Consider the following 24,742-nt stretch of genomic DNA (forward strand, 5'->3'; position numbering starts at 1 on the left):
GGTCAGCCCGCGGCGAGAGCCCCGCCGAAGCCGAGCAGGGCGACCCCGGCCACGACGTCCCCGGTCCGGCGCACCCGGCGCCGGGAGAACCACGCGCGCGCCCGGTGCACCGCCAGGACCAGGCCGGTCTGGTAGATCCCGCCCAGCACGGCGACGGTGACGGCGAGGAGCAGGGCGTCCACGGTCGTCGTCACGCCGGGCACCAGGAACTGCGGCAGCACCGACAGGTACATGATCAGAACCTTGGGGTTGGTGACGTTCGACCCGAACCCGAGCAGCATCGCGCGGTGGGCGCGAACGCGGGCCCCGCCGGTGGTGAGGTCCGGGTAGTCGCCCCGGCGCGCGGCCCGCAGTGCCTGCACCCCAAGCACGCACAGGTAGACCACGCCCGCCCAGCGGATGACGGTGAACGCCGTGTGCGACTGCGCGATCAGGACGCCGAGCCCGAACGCCGCCGCCGAGCCCTGCACCACGTTCCCGGCGAACACGCCGGCCGCGGTGAGCAGCCCGGACCGGCGGCCGCCGGCCAGCGAGGACCGCAGCAGCACGAAGGTGTCGGGGCCGGGCATCAGCACCAGCCCGACGACGATCAGCAGGTACGCACCGTATGCCGCCCAGGTCACGTGAGGCGATGGTAGACGCCGCCGTACCGTGGTCGTCCGTGAGTTCCCGCACCGGTCGTGGCCGCGCGGCCCGCCGCCGGGCCGCGGGCCGAGAGACGTCGCCGCTGCCCAGTCGTGACGGCCTCGACCCGGCCCGGCTGCGCACCCCGCCGGACGGGGCGTGGACCACGATGCGCGAGCACCTCGCCGACCGGTTGCCGCGGGTCGACCCCGCCCGGATCGACGCGATGCTCGCCGCCGGGGAGATCGTCACCACGGCCGGGCCGCTCGGTCCCGCGTCCCCGTTCACCCCGTCGACGACGTTGTGGCTGCACCGCGAGGAGCCCGACGAGGTGACGGTGCCGTTCCCGGTCGAGGTGCTGCACTCCGACGACGACGTGCTGGTCGTCGACAAGCCGCACTTCCTCGCCACCATCCCGCGCGGCAGCCACGTCCGGCAGACCGTGCTCGTCCGGCTCCGGCACGAGCTCGGGCTGCCCGGTCTGAGCCCGGCGCACCGGCTCGACCGGCCCACCGCGGGGGTGCTGCTGCTGGTGAAGCGCCCCGACCTGCGCGGCGCCTACCAGACGCTGTTCGCCGACGGCCTGGTCCGGAAGACCTACGAGGCCCTCGCGCCGTACGACCCGTCGCTGGACCTGCCGCGCACGGTGGTCTCGCGGATCATGAAGCGGCCGGGCGTCTTCGCGGCCCGGACCGAACCGGGGCCGCCGAACGCAGAGACGCGGATCGAGCTCGACACGCACCGGGACGGGCTGGCCCGCTACCGGCTGCATCCGCGCACCGGGCGCACCCACCAGCTCCGGGTGCACCTGAACGAGCTGGGCGTGCCGATCCTCGGTGACGACGTCTATCCCGAGCTGTGCCGGCGCCCGGACGGTGACTTCACCCGGCCGCTGCAACTGCTGTCGCGGTCGCTGGAGTTCGACGACCCGGTCTCCGGCGTGCGGCGCCGGTTCGACAGCCGCCGCACCCTGCAGGCCTGGGACAACCCGGCGGGCTGGGCGGGCGGCCCACCGGCCTGAACACCCCGGGTCAGCCGGCGTTGCGGCCGCTCTCACCGTTGAGGTGGTGGCCGTTGGCGGCGTGTCCGTTGCTGCCCTGGCCGTGGGCGGCGGCGCCGTGGACCGACTCCACCTGCTCCTCGGCGGCGCGGTGCCGCCCCTCCCGCAGACCTCGCTGGTAGCTGGCCAGGCGACTACGGACACGGTCGGGCTGCCGCTCCCGGGACCCGCTCTGCTGGGTGCCGTTCGGGGTGTCCCGCCAGGACGGCGGCACCATCGCCTGGCCGGGCAGCCGCTGCGGCAGACCCTGGGCGGTGGTCGGCAGGTCGACGACCCGGTCGGCGCGGATCCGGGCCGCCTCGAACTCGGCGTCGCCGGGCGTGCGCCAGTCGTCCGCGCGCGGCTCGCCGGTGCCGGCCACCGGCAGCGCCGTGGTCTCCGGTGCCGCGGGTTCCCGGAACCAGGCCGACGCGACGGCGGCGAAGATCGGGGTGTCGTCGACGTCGTCCACCGGGACCGGGACCTCCGAGTCGAAGGGGCCGAACAGCGCGACCGGCGGGGTGCCGGCACGGCCGGAGACGGGCAGTGCCTCGGTGACCGGCGGCGCGTCGTCCTGCGTGGGGCCGCCTGCGGGGTGGGGCACACCGTTCGGCGGACGCTCCTGACCCGGCTGCGCCGCCGGGCCCTGCTGCCCCGGCTGGCCCTGCGGTCCCTGGTGTCCCGGCTGGCCCTGCTGTCCGGGCTGGCCCTGCTGTCCCGGCCCGAAGGCCCCGGGTCCGTGCGGACCGGAGCCCTGCGAACCGGGGCTGTGCGGACCAGAATCATGCGGACCGGAAGCATGCTGACCGGCACCGTTCGGACCAGGACCGTTCGGACCAGGACCGTGCTGACCGGAACCGTGCTGACCAACACCGTTCGGACCAGGACCGTTCGGGCTCACACCGAACGGGCCTGCCGCACCGGTCTGCTCGGGGGCCGGGCGGACGGGCCACTGGGGCTCGGAGCCGTTGCGGCCCTCCGACATCCCGAACGGCATCGCGCCGGCGATGCCCGGCGGGCGGCTCCGCGCCGCACGCCGCGGAAGCGCGTTGGGAGCCTCTTCGGGAGTCGGCGCGGCGGCGGGGTCCCCGCCCGGGACCGGCGGCGGCCCGCTCGGCGCGACGTCCGGCGCCGGGGCAGCTCGCGGCCCGTCGTTCTGCGGGGGCGGCCACGGCGCATCGCCGTCCGCCCCGGCCGGGGAGAACGGGCGTTGCAGCGCCGCGGTCGGCCCGGCGTCATCGGTGTGCTGCGCGGGCTCGGCGGCCGGTGCGGGTTGCTGCCCGCCCCCGGTCACCGCCGGCGGCAGGTGCAGCACGGCCACCGGCGCGAGGCCGGAGTTCCCGGCCGGGCCCCGGACCCCGAGCCGGGCCCCGATCGCCCGGGCGAGCCGGGCGGCGACGTGCAGGCCGATCTCCTGCGGCGCCACCGGCCCGGCAGGCGTGGCGGTGTTCAGTGCGCGGTCCAGCTCCTCGACCGGGGTCCGGTAACGCGGCGCCGACGCGCACTGCAGCTCGACGACGACCCCGCCGTCCGGACCCCAGCGGGTCTGCAGCTCGAGCCGCTCCCCGGGGGGCGTCGCCCCGGCGGCGTGGGCGAGCAGCTCGGCCAGTATCTGCCCGAGGACCGGTTCGGCGGCGGCATCCACCGAGACGCTGGGGGTGGGCGGCACGACCGTGCGGGAGGCGGCCTCACTCGCCGCGACGACCGTGTTCAACGCCTGCCCGAGCGGGGTCGGCGGGGTGCTGATCCGGGGCCCGCGCGGGGCGCCGGCGAGAACGAGGATGTGGTCGCCGTCGCGGGCACCGCGCCGCGCGGCGCCGGCGAGCTCGGCGAGGTCGGCGAGTGCGCCGGGACGCAGCTCGCCACTGCGCAGTCGTTCGGTGAGGAGCTGCTGGCGCTCGGACCGTGCACGCAGCCGGTGCGCGATGGCAGCGAGCACGGCATCGCCACCGGCGCCCTCGCCCGGCCCGCGCGGTGCATCCTCTCGCGGACCGGACGGGCTGTACGGCGGGTCGTCACGCGCCACGCGATCGTCCTCCGAACGGCTGGTACGGCACCCGGGCCGGGCGCCGCTCGCCCGGCCCGTACGGGGACGGGGGCCGGGCAGGTCGCTCACGGAGCCTACGCGGCAGGTGGCCTTTCACCCGCCGTCGTGCGGTGGGCGGTGGACCACATGGGGGCGGGCGGCCCCGGTGCCGCAGGTGCGGCGCCCGCCGGTCCGGCGGGGCACGACCGGCGGACGTCTCCCAGCGACGGGTCGCAGCTCACGCGGGGTCCCGGCCGGCCCGCCCCGGGGCCGGGACCTCGGTGTTCACTCGAACCGGGACGGGTCGCCCCCGCCGTGGCGGATGATCTCGGGCTCGTCGCCGGAGAGGTCCACCACGGTCGTCGGCTCCGTCCCGCAATCCCCGGAGTCGATCACGGCGTCGACCTGGTTCTCGAGCTCCTCCTTGATCTCCCAGCCCTGCGTCATCGGTTCGTCGGCGCCGGGAAGCAGCAGGGTGGACGACAGCAGCGGCTCGCCCAGCCGCTCCAGCAGCGCCTGGGTGGTGGCGTGGTCGGGGATGCGCACACCGACGGTCTTCTTCTTTGGGTGCAGCAGCTGGCGTGGCACCTCCTTGGTGGCCGGGAGGATGAACGTGTAGCTGCCCGGGGTCGAGGCCTTGACGGCGCGGAACACCGCGTTGGAGATGTGCACGAACCGGCCCAGCTGGGCGAACTCGGCGCAGACCAGGGTGAAGTGGTGCTTGTCGTCGAGCTTGCGGATCTGGCGGATCCGTTCCAGCCCCTCCCGGTTGCCCAGCGAGCAGCCGAGGGCGAAGCACGAGTCGGTGGGGTACGCGATCAGGCCACCGTCGCGGACCAGGTCGACGACCTGGCCGATGCTGCGGGGCTGGGGGTTCTGCGGGTGCACGTCGTAGTACCTCGCCATTCCCGCAGCCTGCCACGACGACCTCCGCTTGTCGCCCGCACGACACGTGCGGCAAGGTGCACCTGTCCGCGCGACGATCACGGCACGGAGCCGGGTCCCCCCGGGCCGCACGCACTCGACGAGGAGAGCGATGTCCGACACCGACAAGATCAAGGTCACGATCCTCCCGACCGGCACCATGCATGCCGATCTGACCTGGCTGCTCATCGATCCGTCCCGGATGGCGACCCGGCAGCAGCCGGACAAGACGCGGGACTGGGTCGAGGTGCCCACCCACGTCGTCTACATCGAACACCCGAACGGGCAGAAGCTGATGTGGGACGCCGGCATCCCCCGGGACTGGGAGACGCGCTGGGCGCCGTCCGGGCTCGGCCAGTTCTTCCCGGTCGATGCCGCCACCGAGGACGACTGGCTCGACTCCCGGCTCAAGCAGCTGAACCTGGAGCCGAACGACATCGACTACCTCGTGCTCTCCCACCTGCACCTGGACCACGCGGCGAACGCGAAGTTCTGGGAGAAGGCCGACACGAAGATCATCGTGGACGAGGCGGAGAAGGAGGGCGCGTTCTCCTTCGACGGCCACAACAAGGGCGCCCACATCAAGTCCGACTACGACACCCTGGCGCTCGACACGATCGCCGAGGACACCGAGCTGCTCCCGGGCGTGACGCTGCTGCGCACCCCGGGTCACACCTGGGGGACGATGAGCCTGCAGGTCGATCTGGCCGACTCCGGCACGATGATCTTCGCCTCGGACTCGCTGTACCTGAAGGAGTCCTACGGCCCGCCACCGATCGCGGCCGGGATCGTCTACGACACCGTCGCCTGGTTCAACTCGGTCGACAAGATCCGCGGCATCCAGGAGCGGACCGACGCGACCGTCGTCTTCGGACACGACGCGAACCAGATCAAGGAGCTCCGCACGGGGCCGGGCAACTACTACACCTGATCCGGCGTCCGGCCCGGTCGCGGACACCCGCGGCCGGGCCGGTGCCCGCTCCCGGAAGGAGACCCGTGCCGGTCTACGACTTCGCCTGCACCTGCGGCACCCGCTTCGAGCTGATGGTGCCGTCCTGGTCCTCCCCCGCGCCCGACTGTCCCGCCTGCGGGGAGCCCACCCGGCGGCGTCCGCCGTCGCCCGCGGTGCACGGTCGCGCCGCGCCGCCGCCGTCGATGTCGTCGGCGCCACAGTCCTGGGAGGGGCTGAACAGCGGCGACCGGGACACGATCACCCACTGGCGCCGCACGGTGGAGGCACGCCAGGAGTTCGAGTCCCGCAACCCCGAGCACCACGAGCACCGCGACGCGATCGCCGCGCACGAGGGCCGGTTCGAACGCAAGCCGCTGACCTACAAGGAGCTCGCCGCCCGCGCCTCGACCGGCAAGGACGCCGGCCAGGCCGCCGCCGAGGCCAGCCGGGACCGCAGCACCGGGGGCACCTCCGAGGCGTGATCAGGCGTGCGGGAAGTCCGAGCCGTCGTAGGCACGCGGCTCGACCAGCACCAGCCAGTTGCCGGAGTTGTCCCGCATGACCGCCTCGATGCCGTAGGGCCGCTCCGACGGCGGCTGCGGGAACTCGACGCCCTGCGCGACGAGCTTCGCGTGGTCGCCGTGACAGTCGTCGGTGGTCAGGCCGAACCCGCCCATCCGGCCCGCCGCGAGCGAGCGGGAGACGGCCTCGGCCATCTGCTCGTCCAGCGGCGGACCGGGCTTCATCAGGGTCACCTCCAGCTCCGGGTGCGCGGGATGGTGCACGGTGACCCACCGGAACCCGTCGCCCATCGACACGTCGGTGCCCTCGGTGAACCCGAGGACGTCGCAGTAGAAGCGCTTGGCCGCGTCCTGGTCGGTGACATACAGCGTGACCAGCGAGATGTTCGTGAGCATGCACCGACGCTAGCGCCGGGAGTCACCCGTGGGCTTCTCCGGAATTGCGGTGTCCGGGAGAATCGCGGTGTCGCTGAGCCCGTGCATGAAGATGTAACAGCCGGGGATACGCGGGGCGCCGCACCGGCTCCAGCGGGCCTGGTACGCCGACGGGCTCACCCCGACCAGCTTGCGGAAGCGGGAGCTGAACGAGCCGAGCGAGGCGTACCCGACGAGCGTGCAGACCTCGGTGACGGTCAGGTTCGAGGTCCGCAGCAGGTCCTGCGCCCGCTCGATCCGGCGCCGGGTCAGCATCGCGGCGGGGGTGTGGCCGTAGACGGCGGTGAAGCAGCGCAGGAAGTGGTACTTCGACACTCCGGCGACGGCGGCGAGCGCGTCCAGGTCGAGCGGCTCGGCGTAGCGGCGGTCGATCTCGTCGTGCGCCCGCCGCAGATGGACGAGCAGATCGTGCGCGACGGCCACACCCGCGACCGTAGCCTCTTGCGGTCGAGCGGCACTCCCGAGACGATCACGCGATGGAGGTCCTCGAGTACCGCCCCGAGCGCCACGAGTTCGCCTGGACCTTCGGCGGCGCCGCCCCGACCCACCGGGTACGGCCCGGAACCTGCCTGCGACTGTGGACCGAGGACGCGTTCTCCGGCCGCATCACCTCCACATCGGACCGGGCGACCGACGTCCTGGACATGACCGAGGTGAACCCGCAGACCGGGCCGTTCTACGTCGAGGGCGCCGAGCCCGGCGACACCCTCGCGATCCACATCGTGGACCTGACCCCGGCCCGGGACTGGGGCGCGTCGACGACGATCCCGCTGTTCGGGGCGCTGTCGGTGACCGAGCGGACGGCGCTGCTGCACGAGCCGCTGCCCGAGCGGACCTGGATCTACCAGCTCGACCGGGCCGCCGGGACGGTGCTGTTCGAGGCGACCAGCGCGGATCTGCGGCTCGAGCTGCCGTGCAACCCCATGCTCGGCACGGTCGGGGTCGCCCCGCCCGGGCGGGAGGTGCGCAGCTCGCTGGTCCCGGACGTGTTCGGCGGCAACATGGACACCCCGGAGATGCGCGCGGGCGCCACCTGCTATCTGCAGGTCAACGTCGAGGGTGCGCTGTTCTCGGTCGGCGACGGCCACTACCGGCAGGGCGAGGGCGAGAGCTGCGGGACGGCCGTCGAGGGTGCGATGGATGCCGTGCTGATCGTCGATCTGATCAAGAGCTCGCCGGCCGCCGCGGCCCCGGCCTGGCCGCGGATCGAGACCGACACGCACTACGTCGTCATCGGGTCGTCGCGGCCGCTGGAGGACGCCTGGCGGGCCAGCCAGATCGGCATGATCATGTGGCTGGGCGAGCTGTACGGCCTGGACCGGCTCGACGCCTACCAGCTGCTCACCCAGGCCGCCGAGTCACCGCTGGCCAACGTCGTCGACACCAACTACAGCGCCGTCACCAAGATCGCGAAGTCGCTGCTCCCCGGCGCCGCCGCGTACGGCGGTGTGCACCGCCACCTGCGTGAGCAGGCCCGCTCCCTCTAGAGAGGACTCCCCCGTGGACATGATGCTGGACGGCCGGGTCGTACTGGTGACCGGTGGCTCCCGCGGCATCGGCCGCGCCGTGGTCGCCGGGCTCGCCGCGGAGGGCGCGACGGTCGCGTTCTGCGCCCGCGGCGAGGACGGCGTGCGCGCGTGCGAGGAGGAGCTGCGCTCGACCGGCGCGACGGTGTCCGGCACCGCGGTCGACGTCGCCGACGGTGACGCGATCGCCGCCTGGGTCGCGGCGAGCGCGGAGCGCCACGGCGCGGTGGACGCCGTCGTCGCGAACGTCAGCGCGCTGGCGATCGGGCCGGGCGAGGAGAACTGGCGCTCGAGCTTCGACGTCGACCTCATGCACACCGTGCGGCTGGTGGAGGCGGCGCTGCCGCACCTGCAGCGCAGCGACGCCGCGTCGATCACCGCGGTGTCCTCGGTGTCCGGGCGCGAGATCGACTTCGCGGACGGCTCGTACGGCGTCATGAAGGCCGCGCTGGTCCACTACGTCTCCGGCCTGGCGTTCGACCTGGCGGCCCAGGGGATCCGGGCGAACGCGGTCTCCCCCGGCAACGTCTACTTCCCGGGCGGGGTGTGGGAGAACGTCGAGGCAGGAAATCCGGAGCTGTTCGCACACGCGATGGGCCTGAACCCGACCGGCCGGATGGGCACGCCCGAGGAGACCGCCTACGCGGTGATCTCCCTGGTCAGCCCTCGGGCGAGCCGGATCAGCGGGGCCAACCTGCTGGTGGACGGCGCGCTCACCCGCGGAGTGCAGCTCTGACCCACGCGGTCACGGCCTGCTCGCCACCGCACACGAGGTGATCCACAGGACGACCGCCGCTGCGAGACCGCTCGTGGCCTGTGCGGTCTGCGCTCCGGCGGTGACGAGGACGACCGTCCCGGCCAGGCCGGCCAGCACGAGGGCCGCGCCGGTGAGCCGGTAGCCCGGCTGGTCGACGGCGGCGGCGAGCGGCAGGAAGTGCAGCCCGACCACCAGACACACCACGGGGGCGATGAGCCCGGGGGCGCCGAGCGCGACAGCGGCGGCGACGACGAGCGCGATCGTGACGCCCTGCACGATGCCGATCGCGTTGTAGCGGGCGCTCCACCGGTCCGGCAGGCGACGCAGCCGGGGAGCCACCCGCGGTCGTGCCGCGACGACCACGCACACCGCCGACAGCACCACCGACGCGGCGATCGCGGGGACCGGAGCGGCGAGTGCGGTGGCGCCCGTCAGCGCCCAGACCAGGCCGAACGCCGCGGTGACCAGTGCACCGATGCGGCGCAGCCTCCCGCTGAACCGCAGCTCGGTGTCCGCTGTCCCGGGTGGCCGCTGCTGCGTCGTCATGGTGACTCCCTGGAGATACACGGGTGTAGCGATGTAAGTAAGATACATAGCTGTAGCGATACCCGGGAGGTGACCGTGGGAACCGGTCCTCGCCGCCGCGGGGCGGCTCTGGTGGAGGCACTGCACACCGCCGCACTGGACGAGCTCGACGAGGTCGGCCTGGGACGGCTGACCATGGACGGCATCGCACGGCGGGCCGGCACCGCGCGGACCACGCTCTACCGCCGGTGGGCCGATCCCGGCGAGCTGCTGCTCGACGCCGTCGGCACGGCCTACCCGGTGGAGACGCCCTCCCCCCACGGCGACGACCTGCGCGGCGACCTCATCCGATCGCTGGAGCTGCTGGTCCGGTGGGCACGGCACCCGTCGGCACGGGCGGTGCAGGCGATCCTCGCCGAGCGGCGGGCGCACCCGGAGCTGGCCGCCCGGCTGGACGAGCTGTTCGACGCGTCCGGCCGCCGGTTCACCGCGACCGTGCTGGCACACCACGTCCGGGCCGGGCACATCGATCCCGCCCGGGTGACCCCGCTGGTCGAGAACATCGGCGAGGCGATGGTCATCAAGCACTGGGTGGACGTCGGCCGCGAGCCGGACCGGGAGCACCTGGTCGCCATCGTCGACCAGCTGATCCTGCCCGTCCTCGACCGTCGGCCGTCGACGCGGTCACCGCAGACGTGACGGTGTTCCGCCGTCGCGGTCACACCCTCGTCGCCGGGGCAACCGGCTTTCGGCGGTCCCTCGCGGGACCGAACTCACCGCGGGCGGCCGGGGTCGGGCCGGCCACCCGCGGGAGGTCCTCAGGCGAGGTCGTCGAGCTCGCCGTTCTTGATGGAGGTCAGGAAGTCGGCCACGCCGGCGGCGGGAAAGGCCAGGACGGTGCCGTGCGGGTCGCGCGAGTTGCGGACCGCGACGCCCTCGCCCGCCACGGCGAGCTCCACGCAGTTGCCCTGGTAGCCGCTGCGCACACTCTTGCGCCAGACCAGCGTGTCGATCGACGCCGGGTCGCTCAGATGCATCTGATCCATGCGAATGCTCACCCCATCTGCACGTGCATTTTCCGTTGCGACGAAATTAGCACCGGTTCTCGAGGTCCGATCGCGCCGCAGGGCCCGGCAGCGCTCGGCGGTCGGTCCGCCGCGCCCGGTTGCAGCACAGCCCGTGTCAGCGGTCGGCGGGCATCGACGGGTCGTGAGCCGGCCGCGACGAGCCGCCGGGCAGTCCCGCCGAGCGGATACCCCGCCGAGGGGGTGGGCCGGTCAGATCTCGGCGATGTGCTTCGAGAGGGCCTGCTTGCTCCGCTCGGGAGACAGCGCGTCGACCGTCAGCCGGTCCATCGCCCGGCCGTAGCGCTCGACGTCCACCCGCTTGTCCAGGTAGGACGACCCGGTCATCTCCTCGAGGTAGACGAGGTCGGGCAGTTCGGGCTCGGCGAACCGCAACATCGTGAACGCGTGCTCGGCCCCGTAGCCGGACAGGTCCCACGGCAGCAGCTGCACGATCACGTTGGGCAGCGCGGTCAGCTCCAGCAGGTACTCGAGCTGGGCCCGGTGCACCGCGCGACCGCCGACCGGCCGGTGCAGCACCGCCTCGTCGAGCACCACCCAGAACGTCGGCGCGTCCTTGCGGTGCAGCACCCGCTGGCGGCGCAACCGGACCTCGACCCGCTTCTCCACGTCCGCCCGCTCGGCGGGCGGCAGGTCCGTGTGCCCACCCCCGGCGACCGCCCGTGCGTAGGTCTCGGTCTGCAGCAGACCCGGCACGAAGAGCAGCTCGTAGGACGAGATGCGCGACGCCGACGCCTCCAGCCCCACGAAGTCCTCGAACCAGCCCGGGACGACGTCGTTGTAGCGGGCCCACCAGCCGCTCTCGTTGCTCTCCTCGGCCATCTCGAGCACCTGGTCGCGCTCGGGGCCCTCGCCGATCCCGTACATGGTGAGCAGGTCACCCACGTCGCGTTGCTTGAACCCGACCTTGCCGGACTCGAGGCGGCTCATCTTGGAGTCGGAGCCCCTGATCGCGTACGCGGCGTCGGCCCGCTTGATCCCGGCGCGCTCGCGCAGCCGCTTGAGATGCGAGCCGAGAACGATGCGCCGCGCGGTCGGGCCGCGGTCGGCACCGGGGGGCGTGGGGGTGTTCGGGCTCGGGACCACCGGGACGGACTCTCCTGCGGATCGGTCGGCTCACTGGCACGCTGTCGTCGCTGCCGACCGCCGCTCCACACACCTGCGCTGCGCCTGGTGCGCGATCGGGTGGTTCACCTTACACAACATTCCCCAGGTGGGCAGGCGTCCCGAGCGCAACGGGATCTCCGGCCGATCACCGTGCGTGGCGGATGTGCACGTCCGCTACCGTTGCGAGCGACCAGTGACGCCCGCCACGACCACCGACGACGACTCGTGTGAGGAGCATTGATGGCCCAGCCGACCGAAGGTCGCGCTCCCGCGTACATCGACACGACCAAGGCCAGCATCGCCCGGGTCTATGACTACGCACTCGGTGGAAAAGACAACTACGAGGTCGACCGGGAGACCATCGAGCGCGTCCGGAAGATCGCGCCGGAGGTCAACCAGCTCGCCGTGGACAACCGCGCCTTCCTGATCCGCGCCGCCCGGTTCGTCGCCACCCAGACCTCGATCACCCAGTACCTGGACTGCGGGTCCGGCCTGCCGACGGCCGAGAACACGCACCAGATCGTCCAGCGGCTGCAGCCCGAGGCCCGGGTCGTCTACGTCGACAACGACCCCACGGTCATCGCGCACGGCCGGGCGCTGCTGGAGGACAACGAGTTCACCCGGTTCTCCTCCGCCGACATCCGCGACCCCGCAGCCGTGGTGTCCGATCCCGCGGTGCAGGGCTTCCTCGACCTGGACCAGCCGGTCGCGCTGTTCCACATCGGCACGATCCACCACTTCGACGACTCCGACCGGCCGCAGAAGGTCATGGCCGACTTCGTCGACCGGCTCGCGCCGGGCAGCGTGGTCGCCATCGCGCACTTCTTCGACCCGGAGAACGCCGACAGCGACCTGGCCCGCCGGATGGAGCAGGTCTTCGTGCACAGCCCGATGGGCAGCGGCCGGTTCCGGACGAGGGCGGAGATCGAGGACCTGTTCCCCGGCCTGGAGATGGTCGATCCGGGCATCGTGCCGTGCTTCGAGTGGTGGCCGGACGGTCCGCAGCTGCGGACCGAGGACCCGGTCCAGCGCTGCATCGTCGGCGGCGTCGGCATCAAGCGGTAGGTGTTCGGCGGGGAACCGATGATTCCCCGAGCCTCCCGCGGTCGTAGGCGGTGACACGCACCGACCCCGGGAGGCACCGTGACCGCCACGCTCGGCCGCAGCACCGAACCGCTCCGCCGTGCCGTCGAACGCGGGCAGGTGCCCGGCCTGGTCGCCGCCGTCGACCGGCCGGGCGCCGGCGCCGAGGTGCTCGTCCTCGGCGACGACGGCGCAGGCCGCCCGCTCCGCCGCGACACCGTCGTCCGGATCGCCTCGATCACCAAGCCGATCACCGCGGCCGCGGCGCTGAGCCTCGCGGAGGACGGCGCGTTCGACCTCGACGAGCCGGTCACGCGGTGGCTGCCCGAGCTCGCCCGGCCCGGCGTGCTCGCGCACGAGGCCGCGGAGCTCGACGACACCGTCCCCGCCGAGCGTGAGATCACCGTCGCCGATGTGCTGTCCTACCGCTGCGGCGCCGGGATGCTCCCCCGCCTCACGTTCGACCTGCCGATCCAGCGGGCGTACGCCGGGCTCGGCAGCGACGGCCCGCCCGGCAGCTACCCGCTCCCGCCACCCGACGAGTGGCTCGCCCGGCTCGCCGAGCTGCCGTTGATCGCGCAGCCCGGTCGGCGCTGGCTCTACCAGACCCCGGGCGACCTGCTCGGCGTACTGCTGGCCCGGGTCTGCGGTACAGATCTCGGCCGGGTCCTGCAGGAGCGCGTGTTCACCCCGCTGGGTATGCGGGACACCGGGTTCGATGTCCCCGAGGCGAGTCTGGACCGCTTCGTCCCGCAGCTCGCAGCGGCCCCGGAGGGCGGGTTCGGCGTGTTCGACCCGATCGACGGTGCCTGGTCCGCGCCGCCGGACTTCCCCTCGGGCGCCGCGGGCCTCGTGTCCACCGTGGACGACCTGCTGGCGTTCGCACGGGCGCTGCGCGCGGGCGGTGACCCGATCCTGTCCCCCGGCTCCGTCGCCGAGCTGACGACCGACCGGCTCACCCCCGCCCAACGGGCCGACGGCGCGATGTTCCTGGACGGCGCCGGCTGGGGGCTGGGCATGGCCGTCGAGGCGGACGGCCGCTACGGCTGGGACGGCGGGCTGGGCACCGGCTGGCGCTCCGACCCGTCCACCGGCATCGTCAGCCTCCTGCTCACCCAGGTCCTCTGGGCCGGCCCCGAGGGGCCGGAGCTCATCCACACGTTCCGCGCCGCGGCGCACTCGTAGAGAGGAACCCCCATGGACTGGACGCTCGAGGTCGTCGTACTGCCGGTGTCCGACCTGGACGGCGCCATCGCGTTCTACCGGGACCGGGTCGGCTTCGACCTCGACCACGACACGCGCAACGAGCACATGCACGTCGCCCAGCTGACCCCGCGCGGGTCGGGCTGCTCGATCGTCGTCGGCTCGCTGCCGTCGCAGAACGAGATGGCGCCGGGCTCGATGCGCGGGCTGCAGCTCTGTGTCGCCGACGCGTACGCCGCCCGCGCGGAGCTGGTCTCGCGCGGGGTCGAGTGCAGCGAGGTCACCGTGTTCGACGAGCGCGACGGCGGCACCTTCTTCGGCTTCGCCGACCCCGACGGCAACACCTGGGGCGTGCAGCAACTGCAGGTCCGCGGCGAGCAGCCGCTGATCCCGCACGACGGTCGCGACCGGTTCGACGCCTGACGGTTCCCGATTGCGGGACCGCCCCCTCCGGGCGCATACTCGCCTTAATTCAACAACAGTTGAAATGGGGTGGGTGACATGGAGCGGACGACGTGCTGCGTGGTCGGGGGCGGGCCGGCCGGGATGATGCTCGGGCTGCTGCTCGCCCGCGCCGGTGTCGAGGTGACCGTGCTGGAGAAGCACGGCGACTTCCTGCGTGACTTCCGCGGGGACACCGTGCACCCGACCACCCTGCAGCTGCTCGACGACCTGGGTCTGGGCGAGCGGTTCGCGGCCCTGCCGCAGAGCCGGGTCGACGAGGTCGCCCTGCCCGGCGAGAACGGCGGGTTGCAGCGGATCGGCAACCTCCGTCTGCTCAGCCGGGTCGGTGTGCGGCACCCGTACATCGCGCTCGTTCCGCAGTGGGACCTCCTCGACCTGCTCGCCGACGCCGGTCGCGCCGAGCCGGCGTTCCACCTGCGGATGGACACCCGAGCGACCTCGGTGATCCGGGAGAACGGCCGGGTCGTCGGCGTCCGCTACCGCACCGCGACCGGCGACGGGGAGCACACCGACGGGGAGATCCGGGCCGACCTCACGGTCGCCTGCGACGGCAGGCACTCGGTGCTGCGGACCGAGTCCGGGCTACCGATGACCGAGTTCGACGTCCCGTTCGACACCTGGTGGTTCCGGCTCCCGCGCCACACACAGGAGACGCACCCCGCGTTGCTGCCGAAGGTCGGGCGGGGCCGGTTCGCCGTGGTCATCCCCCGCGAGGGCTACTTCCAGATCGCCTACCTGGCCCGCAAGGGCACCGACGCGCAGCTGCGGGCGCGTGGGGTGGAGGCGTTCCGCGCCGACGTGGCCGAATTGATCCCGGAGGTCGCCGACCGCGTGGACGAGCTCGCCTCGATGGACGACGTCAAGCATCTCGACGTGCGGCTGAACCGGCTGCGCCGCTGGGCCGTCGACGGCATGCTGTGCATCGGCGACGCCGCGCACGCGATGTCGCCGATCGGCGGTGTGGGCATCAACCTGGCGATCCAGGACGCCGTCGCCACCGCCACCCTGCTCGCCGCGCCACTGCGTCGCCGCGCGGTCACCCCTCGCGACCTCGCCCGGGTCCGCAACCGCCGGTTGGTGCCGACGACGCTGGTCCAGGGGCTGCAGCGGATCATGCACGCGAACCTCGCGGGCCCGGCCCTGGCCGGCGAGCTCGACGGCCCGCCGGCCCCGCTGATCCGGTTGATGCGGTGGGTCCCGGCGCTGCAGATCGTCCCTGCTTACCTCGTCGGCGTAGGTTTCCGTCCGGAGCGCGCCCCCGGCTGGGCCCGCCGCACCCCGGCAACGGTGGTGTGACGCCTCGGCGCGAACCTCGGAACCGGCTTCACACCTGCTGCATCGGCCTCACACCCGCTGCCGCAGGTGTGAGGCCGAGCTCGTGGGTGTGAAGCAAGCTCCGAGTCGCGGCGCGGGCCGTTATCGGCCGGGGGTCCTGGCCTCGGTCCGCTGTGTGGCCGGGGCGCCGGCGTCCTCGGGCACCGTGAGGTCCCGGTCGACGGTCTCGGGGGCCATCCGGGCCGCGATCAGGCTGATCAGTGCCATGCCGGACATGTAGACCGCGACCGGGATCCACGACCCGGAGAACGCCGACAGCAACGCGGCGCAGATCAGCGGGGCGACCCCGCCGCCCAGGGCGGACGAGAACTCGCGGCCCAGGGTGACGCCGGCGTAGCGGTACCGGCTGCCGAACAGCTCGGGGAAGTAGCTCATCTGCACGCCCACCCCGCCGTTCACCGCCAGGACGAAGCCGATGATCAGAGTCACCACGATCGCGGTCGGATTGCCGGTGTTCATCGCGATGAACGCCGGCCCGGGCAGCAGCACGATGGCCAGCATGATCGACGAGTACACCGGTTTGCGGCCGATCCGGTCGGACAGCGCTCCGAATCCGAACGCGGCGATGCCGCCGCAGATCGCGCCGATCAACAGCACCTTCGGCACGAACGACGCGTCGACGCCGACCGTCGAGACGAGATAGGACGCGATGAACACCTGGAACGTGTAGGACTGCGCACTGGCACCGACGTTCATGAACAGGGCGAGCAGCATCGGACGCCGACCGTGCTGGAAGACCTCACTGGCGGGCTTGCGCGGCGCGACGTGGGCTTCCTTGAGCTCGGTGAACACCGGGCTCTCGTCGAGCTTGCGCCGGATCACCATCGCCACGACGGTGACGACCAGGCTGGAGATGAACACCAGGCGCCAGCCCCAGGCCAGTACGGCCTCCTCCGGGAGGAGCTGCACGGCGATCCACACGACCGCGCCGAGCGCGGTGCCGAGCGCGGCGCCGACCATGACCAGCGAGGCATACCGCCCACGCCGGCCGCGCCCGACGGTCTCGGTGAGCAGCGTGGCGGCCCCGGCCTGCTCGGCACCGGCACCGAAGCCCTGGAGGAACCGGCAGAGCACCAGCAGTACCGGCGCGAAGATTCCGATCGTCTCGTAGGTCGGCAACAGACCGATCAGCAACGTCGAGCCGCCCATCACCAGCAGCGTCGTCACGAGGATCCACTTGCGCCCGAGCCGGTCGCCGTAGCGGGAGAAGAACAAGCCGCCCAGCGGTCGGGCGAGGAACCCGACGGCGTAGGCGGAGAAGCTGGCCAGGATGCCGATGGCCGGCGAGACGTTCGGAAAGAACAGCGTCGAGAACACCAGCGCGGACGCGGTGCCGTAGATGACGAAGTCGTACTGCTCGAGTGTCGTCCCGACCAGGCCGGCCCACGCCGCCTTGCGGGTGGCACGCGGGTCGGCCGGCCGATCAGGATCTACTGTGGACGATTTCGGGTTGCTTCCGCTGGTGTCCATGCGTCCTCGGATGGATCGGGCCCCTGCGGGGCGGGTTCTCGGACGGAAACGGATCAGTCGCCCGGGCGGACGACGACCTTGAGGTGACGCGGATCGGATCCCGGGGCACTCAGCGCCGCGGGTGCGTCGTCGAGGGCGAACCGGCCGGTCAGCACACCGGCGAGATCCACCCGCCCGGACGCGGCGAGCCCGATGGCGGGCCCGAACGCGTGCACGGACCGGAACGAGGCGTTCAGGTCGATCTCCCACCGCTGCATCAGTGCGAGCGGCAACCCGTCGACCGACGGCGAGGCCTGCCCGACGACGGTCGCCCGGCCGGCGGGGCCGAGCGCATGCATTCCCTGCCACAGCGCGGCCGGCACCGCCGAGCACTCCAGCAACCGGTCGAACGCGGCCGCCGGGAGCTCGTCCCGCGCGGTGTTGACGCATGCCGTCGCGCCGAGCGCGGCGGCCCGCTCGAGGCGGGCGTCGTGCACGTCGGTGACGACGACCTGCTCCGCACCGGCTGCCCGGGCGACCTGCGCGACCAGCACGCCGATCGGTCCGGCACCGGTGACCAGCACCCGGTGCCCCGTGGCGACTCCGGCCCGGCGCACCGCGTGCACCGCGACGGCGAGTGGTTCGACCAGTGCGGCGAGCTCCGTGCCGAGACCGTCCGGGAGCGGATGCACCGCACGGACAGGGACCGCACGGAAGCCGGTCATGGCGCCGTGGGTCGGTGGTGAGCCGAGGCAGGTGCCGGCCGGGCAGAGGTGGTAGGCCCCGGACCGGCAGGTCGTGCAGCCACCGCAGCCGACCGCGGGCTCGACGGCGACCCGCTCCCCGACGGCGACCCCGGTCACGCCCTCACCCACGGCAGCCACCACCCCGGCCGCCTCGTGCCCGAGCACCATCGGCCCGCGCAGCACGTTGCGACCGTTGCGGCCCTCGGTGAAGTAGTGCACGTCGGAGCCGCAGACACCGACCGCCTCGACGGAGACCAGGACCTCGCCGGACGCGGGAACGTCCACGGTCGTCTCCTCGACCCGCAGGTCGTGGGCTCCGTGCAGGACGGCGGCGCGGGTGCGCTGCGGGACCGCGGGGGCGCTCATGCCGCCCTCCGTTCCCCGGCGGCCTCGGCGACGGCGGCCTCCACGCCGTGCCGGACCACCACGCCGAACAGCTCGACGACCCGCTCGGCGAACGCCGCGGGCAGCGGGTCACCGAGCAGGTCGAGTGCAGCCCGGACGTGCGCCGCCACCGGGCCGGACGCCGTTGCGGCCAGCCGCTCCCGCGCCGGCTCGGCCATCGCGGCGGCGTGCGGTCCCGGGTCGAACCCGGGCGACGGGGCGACGCAGGCCAGCCAGGCCGCCGCGGTCAGCGCGAGGTGGTGCGGCATCCGTCCGGCCGCGAGATGCTCGGCGGCCGGGCCGGGGATCCGCTGGGCCAGCTTCAGCGAACCGTCCGAACCGACCTGGCGCGTGCGGTGCCCGAGCGCGGTGTTCGACCAGCGGGCGAACAGCGTCGTGGCGTAGTCGTCGGCATCGATCCCGGCGGGCACCCGGACGGTCGGGCGGTAGTCGTCGTGCAGCACCCGCTCGGCGGCGCCCCGGATACTCGGACGGGCGGCCGAGCGGGCGATCAGATCCTCGCCGGCGAGCGCGCCCAGGTAGGCGATCAGCGAGTGGGTGCCGTTGAGCAGGCGCAGCTTGAGCAGCTCATAGCCGGCGACGTCGTCGGTGAACACCGCCCCGGGCACGCCCGCACCGGTGTGTTCCCAGGCGGGGCGGCCGGCGGCGAAGCGGTCCTCCAGCGCCCACATGCTGAAGGGCTCAGCAGGCACCGGTACCGCGTCGTCCGCGCCGAGCAGCCGGGTCGCGGCGGCGCGGGTCGTCTCGGTGGTGGCCGGGACGATCCGGTCGACCATGGAGTTCGGGAACGTCACGGTGTGCAGGTACGGCACCAGGTCACCGGCCTCGTCCGCCGGAAGTGCGGCGGCGAACTCGCGGGCCAGCCGCGCGGTGACGTCGCCGTTGCCGAGCAGGTTGTCGCAGCTCAGCACGGTGACCGGAGCACCGTGGGCGCGGGCCCGCCGGAGCAGGCCGCGGGTGAGCAGCCCGACCGCGGTCGACGTGGCCCCGGCGAGGTCGGCGCGGATCCCGGGATGGTCGAGATCGAGGCCGCCGGTGCGGGGATCGATCGTGTAGCCCTGCTCGGTGACGGTGAGCGAGATGATCCGGGTGCTCTGGGCGGCCAGTGCGGCGAGCACCCGCTGCGGGTCACGTGCCGCGACCGCCGTGCCGGTGTGCACCCCGGGTACGACGACCCGCTCCCCCGCGGGCGAGATCTCGACGACGGCGTAGCGGTTCGCCTGGGCGGCCATCGCGTCGGCGACGGACGCCGAGCGGGGCGCCACCCCGAGGATTCCCCACGGGCCCTCGACGGACGCCAGCGCGGCGGCGGTGTGCACCGCCTGGTGTGCGCGGTGGAAGTTGCTCAGTCCGATGTGCACGATCCCGGTGCCGTGCGGGACCGGCGTGTCGGTCGGGAACATGGTGATCACCAGTCCGTCATCGAGCCGTCGCGGCGGCGCGCGACGGGGAGCAGGGCGGGTTCGTAGGGGAAACGGGCGGCGAGCGCCTCGTCGACCTCGACTCCCAGGCCGGGCGTGTCACCGGGGTGCAGGTGCCCGTCGGTGCAGGTCCAGGCGTGCCGGAACACCTCGTGCACCTGCCCCGGGTAGCCCATGTACTCCTGGATGCCGTGGTTCGGGGTGGCCAGCGCGACGTGCACGGAGGCGGCCATCGCGATCGGTGAGACGTCCGACGGGCCGTGCGGGCTCACCTTCACCTGCCAGACATCGGCCAGTGCCGCGAGCCTGCGCAACGCGCTGATCCCGCCGCCGTGGGTCACGGCGGCACGGGCGTGGTCGATGAGCTGCTCGGTGATCAGCTGCTGGAACTCCCACAACGTGGAGAACACCTCGCCGATCGCCAGCGGGGTGGTGGTGTGCGCCCGGACCCGGCGCAGCACGTCCGGGTTCTCGGCCGGGGTGACGTCCTCCAGCCAGAACAGGTCGACCGGCTCCAGGGCCTTCCCCAGCCGAGCGGCCTCGATCGGGGTGAGCCGATGGTGGGCGTCGTGCAGCAGCGCCAGGCCGGGGCCGGTGTGCGCGCGGACCTCGGCGAGTGCGCCGGGCACGTGCCGCAGGTAGGCGGCGGTGTCCCAGACCTCCTCGGCCGGGACGGTGCCGCGGCCGGCGGGCTCGTAGGCCGGACCGCGGCCGACGCCGTAGACGGTGTCCAGGCCGGGCACACCGGACTGCACCCGGACCGCCGAGAACCCGCGCTCGGTGGCCGCGTCGACGGCGTCGCACAGCTGCGCGACCTCCCAGCCGGTCGCATGGGTGTAGGCCCGCACCCGGTCCCGGACCGCCCCGCCCAGCAGCTGGTAGACGGGCAGGCCCGCGACCTTGCCCTTGATGTCCCACAGCGCGAGGTCCACCGCGCCGATCGCGGTCATGGTGACCGGCCCGCGCCGCCAGTACGCGCCCCGGTACAGGTACTGCCAGGTGTCCTCGATCCGGGCGGCGTCCCGGCCGACCAGCTGCGGGCACAGGTGCTCACGCAGATAGGCGGCGACGGCGAGCTCCCGGCCGTTCAGGGTGGCGTCTCCCCAGCCGACCACGCCGTCCACGGTGGTGATCTTGAGGGTGACGTAGTTGCGTCCCGGCGAGGTGAGCAGCACCTCGGCGGCGACGATACGACCCCCGGTCATCGCGCCACCGCCACGACGTTGCGCAGCTCGGAACCGGCGGCCAGCCGGTGCACGTTCGCACCGATCTCGGCGGCCCGGCCGGCGAAGGTCTGATGGGTCAGCCCGGAGGAGTGCGGCGTCATCAGCACGTTCTCCAGGTCGCGGAACGGCAGCTCCGAGGGCTCCGCGCGCGACGAGCCGGGTTCGGGATAGCCGTACCAGACGTCGATCGCGGCCCCGCCGATCACGCCGTCACGCAGCGCCTCGTAGAGCGGGCGCTCGGCCACCAGGGGGCCGCGCCCGACGTTGACCAGCACCGCGGTGTCCTTCATGGACCAGAGCTCCGCGGCCCCGATCATGCCCTCGGTCTGCGGCGTCAGCGGAGCGCTGACCACGACGACGTCAGCCACCGAGAGCAGGTCGCCGAGCCGGTCGGCGGTGCTGCCCGCCCAGTCCAGACCGGTCGCGGCGGCGTCGATCGCACCACGCCTGCTCACCGCGACCCCGCGGGCACCGAACACGCGCAACCGGTCCCAGGCCCGGCCGCCGATGTGCCCGAAACCGACGAACCCGACCGTCGCACCGGCCAGTGAGTGCATCCAGGGTGCCGTGTCGTCGTAGGCGGGTGTGGGCCATTCTCCGCCGCGCAACGCCGTGTCCTGGGCTCCGAACCCGCGGCGCAGCATGATCGTGGCCGCCGCGACGTACTCGGCGATCGAGTCCTCGTGGTGGAAGGTGTTCGCGACGACGCAGCCGGTGGGCAGTGCGCCGACGTCGATCCCGTCGGTTCCGGCCCCGGCGGCATGCACCAGCCGGATCCCCGGCCCCGCCGCGGCGACCTCCTTCGGGCAGCGCCCGGAGATCAGCACCTGCGCGCCGGGTACCAACCCCGCGACGTCGGCGGCGTCGCGGGTCGGCGACCACACGACCTCGCTCCCGGCCGGCAGCGCGGCCTCCAGCTCGGCACGGAGCCCGACCAGGTTCTGGTCGGCGACGACGATCTTCACGGGGCGACCTCCAGTGCGCCGTCGGCGGCGCGGACCGGCGCCGGGCCGGTGGTGCCGCGCACGACGAAGTGGGTGGGCAGACGGACCACGCGGGGCGCCGTGCGGTCGGCGCCGGCGCGGCCGAGGATCTCGCAGGCGAGCGTCCCGGCCCGGTCCATCGGGGTGGCGATACTGGACAGGCCGGGGTCGGCCAGCGCCGCGAACGGGATGTCGTCGCTGCCGACGACGGACAGGTCGTCGGGCACCCGTACGCCGAGCGCGCGGGCACCGGCCAGCAGGCCCAGCGCGACCAGGTCGTTGTGGGCGATCGCGGCCGTCGCGCCGCCGGCGAGGACCCGGGCCGCCGCGGCGGTACCGCCGTCGACGGTCTCGGTGTGCCAGCCGAGCAGGTGCAGCTCCAGGCCGTACTCGTCGGCCAGCCGGCGGATCAGGCCGACCCGGTGCTGGTTCGACCAGGAGTCCGAGCGGCCCTGGACGTAGGCGATCCGGCGGTGACCGAGCGCGTCGAGGTGGTCGACGGTCTGCCGCAGGCCCTGGGTGGAGTCGGCGATGACGCAGTCGCCGCCGGGGACCTCCCGGTTGACCAGCACCGACGGCGTCGTCCCGCAGAGGTCCAGCACCTCGGCGCCGTCGAGCCGGGAGGAGTGCACGATGATCCCGTCGACCCGGGCGCGCAGGCCGCTGATGGTCTCGCGCTCGCGGTCCTGGTCGTAGTCGGTGTCGGCGACGACGACGGTCGTGCGCGACTCCCGCCCGCGTGCCTGGGCTGCCTTCACGAACCGGGAGAACACCGGGTTGGCGATGTCCGGGACGACGGCGGCGACCGTCGCCGTGTCGGCCGCCTGCGGCCCCGGTTCCGCGGAACGCGGCACGTAGCCCAGCTCCTGTGCCGCCGCGAGGATCTTGCGGCGGGTCGCGTGGCCGAGCCGGTCCGGGTCGGAGAACGCCCGCGACGCGGTCGACAGGGCGACGCCGGCGGTCCGGGCGACGTCGGTCAGGGTGGGCGCCACGTCTCCTCCTCGAGTGGCCCCAGCGGTGGGGCCCGACGAGGGTGCAACGACTTGCGCAAACTTGTCAACGTTTGCCATGAACTTGCCAACGGCGTGCCGGACCGCCGCTGCCTACACTCCGCCCGTGCTCTCGCCCGACGCTCTGGACATCGACCTGCTCGCCGCGCTGCAGGACCGCCCGAGAGCCGGGGTGCTGGAGCTCTCCCGCACGCTCAAGGTCGCCCGTGGCACCGTGCAGGCGCGGCTGGACCGGATGGAGCAGGCCGGCGTCGTCACCGGGTACGGGCCGGACGTCGACCTCACGGCGGCCGGCTACGGGGTGCAGGCGTTCGTGACGCTCGAGATCGCCCAGGGCGAGCTGGACGACGTCGCCGCCGAGCTCGCCGCGCTGCCCGCGGTGACCGAGGCGTACGCGACGACCGGGTCGTCGGACGTGGTGTGCCGGCTCGCCGCGTCGTCGCACGAGGACCTGCAGGCGACCCTGCTCGCGCTGGGCCGCTCGACGCTGGTGGCCCGCTCCACCAGCGTCGTCGTCCTGTCCACGCTGGTCGCACCGCGGTGGCGCCCGCTACTGGAGCAGGGCCGCCGCGAGGGCCCCAGCCGTGCTCCGGCGTATCGCCCGTGAGTGGTGGTCGCGGTCCGGACCGCGACCACCGGTCACGGGCGCGGAGCGCGCTCGGCGCGCCGCACGATCAGCACGGTGGCCACGACCGCGAGTGCGAGCAGCGGATAGCCCATCGCGAGCCGGGCGACGCCCAGCCAGGTCTCGGCGTTGGCGTCGTAGAGCAGACCCTGGATCACGACGCGGGCGGCGAACACGAACGCCCAGATCCCGGTGGCGAGGGTGTAGGCGCGCAGCAGGGCGGGTTCCTGGCGCCACTGCATGCCGCGGGAGTTGATGCCGTGCCAGATGACGCCGGCCAGCGGCCACTTCACGACCATCGACACCAGCGCGGCCAGTCCGAGGAAGGCGCTGTAGAGCAGACCGGGCAGGTAGAAGCCGCGGGCCTCACCGGTCTGCCGGGCGACCAGCGCGCAGACGCCGACGCCGAGCAGCCCGGAGATCGCCGGCTGGATCGGGTCGCGGCGGACCAGCCGCCACACCAGGACGGCGACACCCGCGACCAGCGCGGCGATGAGCCCCGCCCGCAGCCCGCCGATCAGGTTGACGACGACGAACACCGCCACCGGCACCGACGAGGCGATGATCCCGGGGACACCGCCCATCTGCTCCATGAGCGTCGGCATCCGGTCCGGGTCCTCCTCCCGGCCGGCTTCAGCGATGGGGGCGGTGTCCGGGTCCGGTTCGCCGGGCGTCTCGATCCGCGGAATCCGCGTGGTCGGCGCATCGCCGTCGTGCTGGACGCTGTGGGGGTCGCTCAAGCCGTTCCGATCGCTCGGGGGATCTGCCGGGTCTGCCGAGTCACTGCGCCGGACAGATCTCGTAGTACGGGTTGTAGAGCACCTTCTGACCGTCGCGGACGGAGATCCGCCCGCGCACGCGCATGGTGCGGCCTGCCTCGATGCCGGGGATCCGGCGCCGGCCCATCCAGACCAGTGTGACGCCGTCGGTGCCGTCGAACAGTTCGGCCTTCAGTGTCGCGTCGGCGCCCTGCGGGCAGAACTCGACGCTGCGGATCCGGCCGAGCATCGTGACCTCCTCGCCGCAGGCGGTGTCGCGGGCCGGCCGTGCACCGGTCTCCTCGACGTCCTCGGCGAGATCGCGTGCGTCGAGCTCGTCGACGTCGCTGGTGAGTTTGTGGAGCATCCGGCGGAAGGCCCCGCCATCCGTGCTGCCCATGTCTCTCCTCGGCCGCGCGGTCGGCGGACCGTCCGGTGTCCGTGCTCGTGTGGCGACCCCGACGGGTGTCGTGTCATCGCCCCGCCAGGGTACGCGCGGAGGTCCCGGCCCG

27 protein-coding genes are annotated in these 24,742 nt (G+C 73.3%); 11 read left to right on the top strand and 16 right to left on the bottom strand.

The window, feature by feature from the left end; translation table 11 throughout:
• Window positions 1-2 precede the first annotated feature (2 nt).
• Window positions 3-623 carry a LysE family translocator gene (locus tag JOF36_RS23360; RefSeq protein WP_210030793.1) on the bottom strand — a complete coding sequence of 207 codons (621 nt, stop codon included), beginning with the start codon at window positions 621-623 and terminating at the stop codon, window positions 3-5.
• Window positions 624-727: 104 nt separating this feature from the next.
• Here JOF36_RS23360 and JOF36_RS23365 point away from each other — a divergent pair, with 104 nt between their 5' ends.
• The gene (locus JOF36_RS23365) at window positions 728-1,645 is read left to right on the top strand and encodes a pseudouridine synthase (RefSeq protein ID WP_245352428.1); all 918 of its coding nucleotides are present in this window, start codon (window positions 728-730) and stop codon (window positions 1,643-1,645) included.
• A gap of 10 nt (window positions 1,646-1,655) precedes the next feature.
• Here the strand turns inward: JOF36_RS23365 and JOF36_RS23370 are convergent, their stop codons facing one another.
• Both JOF36_RS23370 and JOF36_RS23375 read right to left on the bottom strand, forming a co-directional pair.
• Window positions 1,656-3,689: a hypothetical protein gene (locus JOF36_RS23370; protein ID WP_210030796.1), complete on the bottom strand. Its 2,034-nt coding sequence runs from the start codon at window positions 3,687-3,689 to the stop codon at window positions 1,656-1,658.
• Between the two features lie 285 nt (window positions 3,690-3,974).
• Window positions 3,975-4,595, bottom strand: a complete 621-nt coding sequence (locus tag JOF36_RS23375) for an L-threonylcarbamoyladenylate synthase (protein WP_210030797.1) — start codon at window positions 4,593-4,595, stop codon at window positions 3,975-3,977.
• 130 nt (window positions 4,596-4,725) lie between these two features.
• Between JOF36_RS23375 and JOF36_RS23380 the strand changes: the two genes are divergently transcribed.
• Together JOF36_RS23380 and JOF36_RS23385 are read left to right on the top strand one after the other, a co-directional pair.
• Window positions 4,726-5,544, top strand: a complete 819-nt coding sequence (locus JOF36_RS23380; protein ID WP_210030799.1) for an N-acyl homoserine lactonase family protein — start codon at window positions 4,726-4,728, stop codon at window positions 5,542-5,544.
• A 65-nt stretch (window positions 5,545-5,609) separates the two neighbouring features.
• Entirely contained in the window at window positions 5,610-6,047 is a 438-nt protein-coding gene (locus tag JOF36_RS23385) for an FmdB family zinc ribbon protein (protein WP_210030800.1), read from the top strand.
• Here the strand turns inward: JOF36_RS23385 and JOF36_RS23390 are convergent, their stop codons facing one another.
• Together JOF36_RS23390 and JOF36_RS23395 are read right to left on the bottom strand one after the other, a co-directional pair.
• A complete protein-coding gene (locus JOF36_RS23390; RefSeq protein ID WP_210030803.1) occupies window positions 6,048-6,482 on the bottom strand; it encodes a VOC family protein in 435 nt (144 codons plus the stop codon).
• A gap of 9 nt (window positions 6,483-6,491) precedes the next feature.
• Window positions 6,492-6,944: a helix-turn-helix transcriptional regulator gene (locus tag JOF36_RS23395; RefSeq protein WP_210030805.1), complete on the bottom strand. Its 453-nt coding sequence runs from the start codon at window positions 6,942-6,944 to the stop codon at window positions 6,492-6,494.
• Window positions 6,945-6,997: 53 nt separating this feature from the next.
• Here JOF36_RS23395 and JOF36_RS23400 point away from each other — a divergent pair, with 53 nt between their 5' ends.
• Together JOF36_RS23400 and JOF36_RS23405 are read left to right on the top strand one after the other, a co-directional pair.
• Window positions 6,998-8,008, top strand: a complete 1,011-nt coding sequence (locus JOF36_RS23400; RefSeq protein WP_210030808.1) for an acetamidase/formamidase family protein — start codon at window positions 6,998-7,000, stop codon at window positions 8,006-8,008.
• Window positions 8,009-8,027: 19 nt separating this feature from the next.
• Window positions 8,028-8,783 (top strand): SDR family NAD(P)-dependent oxidoreductase, encoded by a 756-nt coding sequence (locus JOF36_RS23405; protein ID WP_245352431.1) that lies wholly within the window; start codon window positions 8,028-8,030, stop codon window positions 8,781-8,783.
• 9 nt (window positions 8,784-8,792) lie between these two features.
• On the opposite strand, the gene JOF36_RS23410 is transcribed toward JOF36_RS23405, so the two are convergent.
• A complete protein-coding gene (locus JOF36_RS23410) occupies window positions 8,793-9,350 on the bottom strand; it encodes a hypothetical protein (RefSeq protein ID WP_210030811.1) in 558 nt (185 codons plus the stop codon).
• 75 nt (window positions 9,351-9,425) lie between these two features.
• Here JOF36_RS23410 and JOF36_RS23415 point away from each other — a divergent pair, with 75 nt between their 5' ends.
• Window positions 9,426-10,028, top strand: a complete 603-nt coding sequence (locus JOF36_RS23415; RefSeq protein WP_210030812.1) for a TetR/AcrR family transcriptional regulator — start codon at window positions 9,426-9,428, stop codon at window positions 10,026-10,028.
• 119 nt (window positions 10,029-10,147) lie between these two features.
• On the opposite strand, the gene JOF36_RS23420 is transcribed toward JOF36_RS23415, so the two are convergent.
• Together JOF36_RS23420 and JOF36_RS23425 are read right to left on the bottom strand one after the other, a co-directional pair.
• The gene (locus JOF36_RS23420) at window positions 10,148-10,375 is read right to left on the bottom strand and encodes a DUF397 domain-containing protein (protein ID WP_210030813.1); all 228 of its coding nucleotides are present in this window, start codon (window positions 10,373-10,375) and stop codon (window positions 10,148-10,150) included.
• Between the two features lie 231 nt (window positions 10,376-10,606).
• Complete coding sequence (locus JOF36_RS23425) at window positions 10,607-11,500, bottom strand: helix-turn-helix domain-containing protein (RefSeq protein WP_210030814.1); 894 nt, start codon at window positions 11,498-11,500, stop codon at window positions 10,607-10,609.
• A gap of 261 nt (window positions 11,501-11,761) precedes the next feature.
• On the opposite strand from JOF36_RS23425, the gene JOF36_RS23430 reads away from it, so the two are divergent.
• From JOF36_RS23430 to JOF36_RS23445, 4 genes are all read left to right on the top strand, one after another.
• Window positions 11,762-12,586 (top strand): SAM-dependent methyltransferase, encoded by an 825-nt coding sequence (locus tag JOF36_RS23430; protein WP_210030815.1) that lies wholly within the window; start codon window positions 11,762-11,764, stop codon window positions 12,584-12,586.
• A 78-nt stretch (window positions 12,587-12,664) separates the two neighbouring features.
• Window positions 12,665-13,789, top strand: coding sequence for a serine hydrolase domain-containing protein (locus JOF36_RS23435; protein ID WP_210030816.1), 1,125 nt, complete (start codon window positions 12,665-12,667; stop codon window positions 13,787-13,789).
• Between the two features lie 12 nt (window positions 13,790-13,801).
• A complete protein-coding gene (locus tag JOF36_RS23440; protein WP_210030818.1) occupies window positions 13,802-14,230 on the top strand; it encodes a VOC family protein in 429 nt (142 codons plus the stop codon).
• Between the two features lie 78 nt (window positions 14,231-14,308).
• Window positions 14,309-15,568, top strand: coding sequence for an FAD-dependent oxidoreductase (locus JOF36_RS23445; protein WP_210030820.1), 1,260 nt, complete (start codon window positions 14,309-14,311; stop codon window positions 15,566-15,568).
• Window positions 15,569-15,688: 120 nt separating this feature from the next.
• On the opposite strand, the gene JOF36_RS23450 is transcribed toward JOF36_RS23445, so the two are convergent.
• Genes JOF36_RS23450 through JOF36_RS23475 form a run of 6 tightly spaced genes read right to left on the bottom strand, consistent with a single transcriptional unit; the run spans window position 15,689 to window position 22,829 of the window.
• Window positions 15,689-17,077, bottom strand: a complete 1,389-nt coding sequence (locus tag JOF36_RS23450) for an MFS transporter (RefSeq protein WP_210030821.1) — start codon at window positions 17,075-17,077, stop codon at window positions 15,689-15,691.
• 53 nt (window positions 17,078-17,130) lie between these two features.
• Entirely contained in the window at window positions 17,131-18,168 is a 1,038-nt protein-coding gene (locus tag JOF36_RS23455; protein WP_210030823.1) for an NAD(P)-dependent alcohol dehydrogenase, read from the bottom strand.
• On the bottom strand, window positions 18,165-19,610 hold the full coding sequence (locus JOF36_RS23460; RefSeq protein WP_245352434.1) for a mannitol dehydrogenase family protein: 1,446 nt from the start codon (window positions 19,608-19,610) through the stop codon (window positions 18,165-18,167). Before JOF36_RS23460 ends, JOF36_RS23455 begins: the two co-directional genes overlap by 4 nt.
• Window positions 19,611-19,615: 5 nt before the next feature.
• Window positions 19,616-20,833, bottom strand: a complete 1,218-nt coding sequence (gene manD / locus JOF36_RS23465; protein WP_210030827.1) for a D-mannonate dehydratase ManD — start codon at window positions 20,831-20,833, stop codon at window positions 19,616-19,618.
• Window positions 20,830-21,819 carry a 2-hydroxyacid dehydrogenase gene (locus JOF36_RS23470; protein ID WP_210030830.1) on the bottom strand — a complete coding sequence of 330 codons (990 nt, stop codon included), beginning with the start codon at window positions 21,817-21,819 and terminating at the stop codon, window positions 20,830-20,832. Before JOF36_RS23470 ends, manD begins: the two co-directional genes overlap by 4 nt.
• Window positions 21,816-22,829: a LacI family DNA-binding transcriptional regulator gene (locus JOF36_RS23475; RefSeq protein WP_210030832.1), complete on the bottom strand. Its 1,014-nt coding sequence runs from the start codon at window positions 22,827-22,829 to the stop codon at window positions 21,816-21,818. Before JOF36_RS23475 ends, JOF36_RS23470 begins: the two co-directional genes overlap by 4 nt.
• Before the next feature lie 124 nt (window positions 22,830-22,953).
• On the opposite strand from JOF36_RS23475, the gene JOF36_RS23480 reads away from it, so the two are divergent.
• Window positions 22,954-23,454, top strand: coding sequence for an Lrp/AsnC family transcriptional regulator (locus JOF36_RS23480; RefSeq protein ID WP_210030833.1), 501 nt, complete (start codon window positions 22,954-22,956; stop codon window positions 23,452-23,454).
• A 32-nt stretch (window positions 23,455-23,486) separates the two neighbouring features.
• On the opposite strand, the gene JOF36_RS23485 is transcribed toward JOF36_RS23480, so the two are convergent.
• The gene (locus JOF36_RS23485; RefSeq protein ID WP_245350954.1) at window positions 23,487-24,212 is read right to left on the bottom strand and encodes a DUF3159 domain-containing protein; all 726 of its coding nucleotides are present in this window, start codon (window positions 24,210-24,212) and stop codon (window positions 23,487-23,489) included.
• 40 nt (window positions 24,213-24,252) lie between these two features.
• Window positions 24,253-24,630 (bottom strand): OB-fold nucleic acid binding domain-containing protein, encoded by a 378-nt coding sequence (locus tag JOF36_RS23490; RefSeq protein WP_210030835.1) that lies wholly within the window; start codon window positions 24,628-24,630, stop codon window positions 24,253-24,255.
• Between the last annotated feature and the right edge of the window lie 112 nt (window positions 24,631-24,742).

The sequence above is a fragment of the Pseudonocardia parietis genome (assembly GCF_017876315.1).
In the GTDB taxonomy this organism is placed as follows: domain Bacteria; phylum Actinomycetota; class Actinomycetes; order Mycobacteriales; family Pseudonocardiaceae; genus Pseudonocardia; species Pseudonocardia parietis.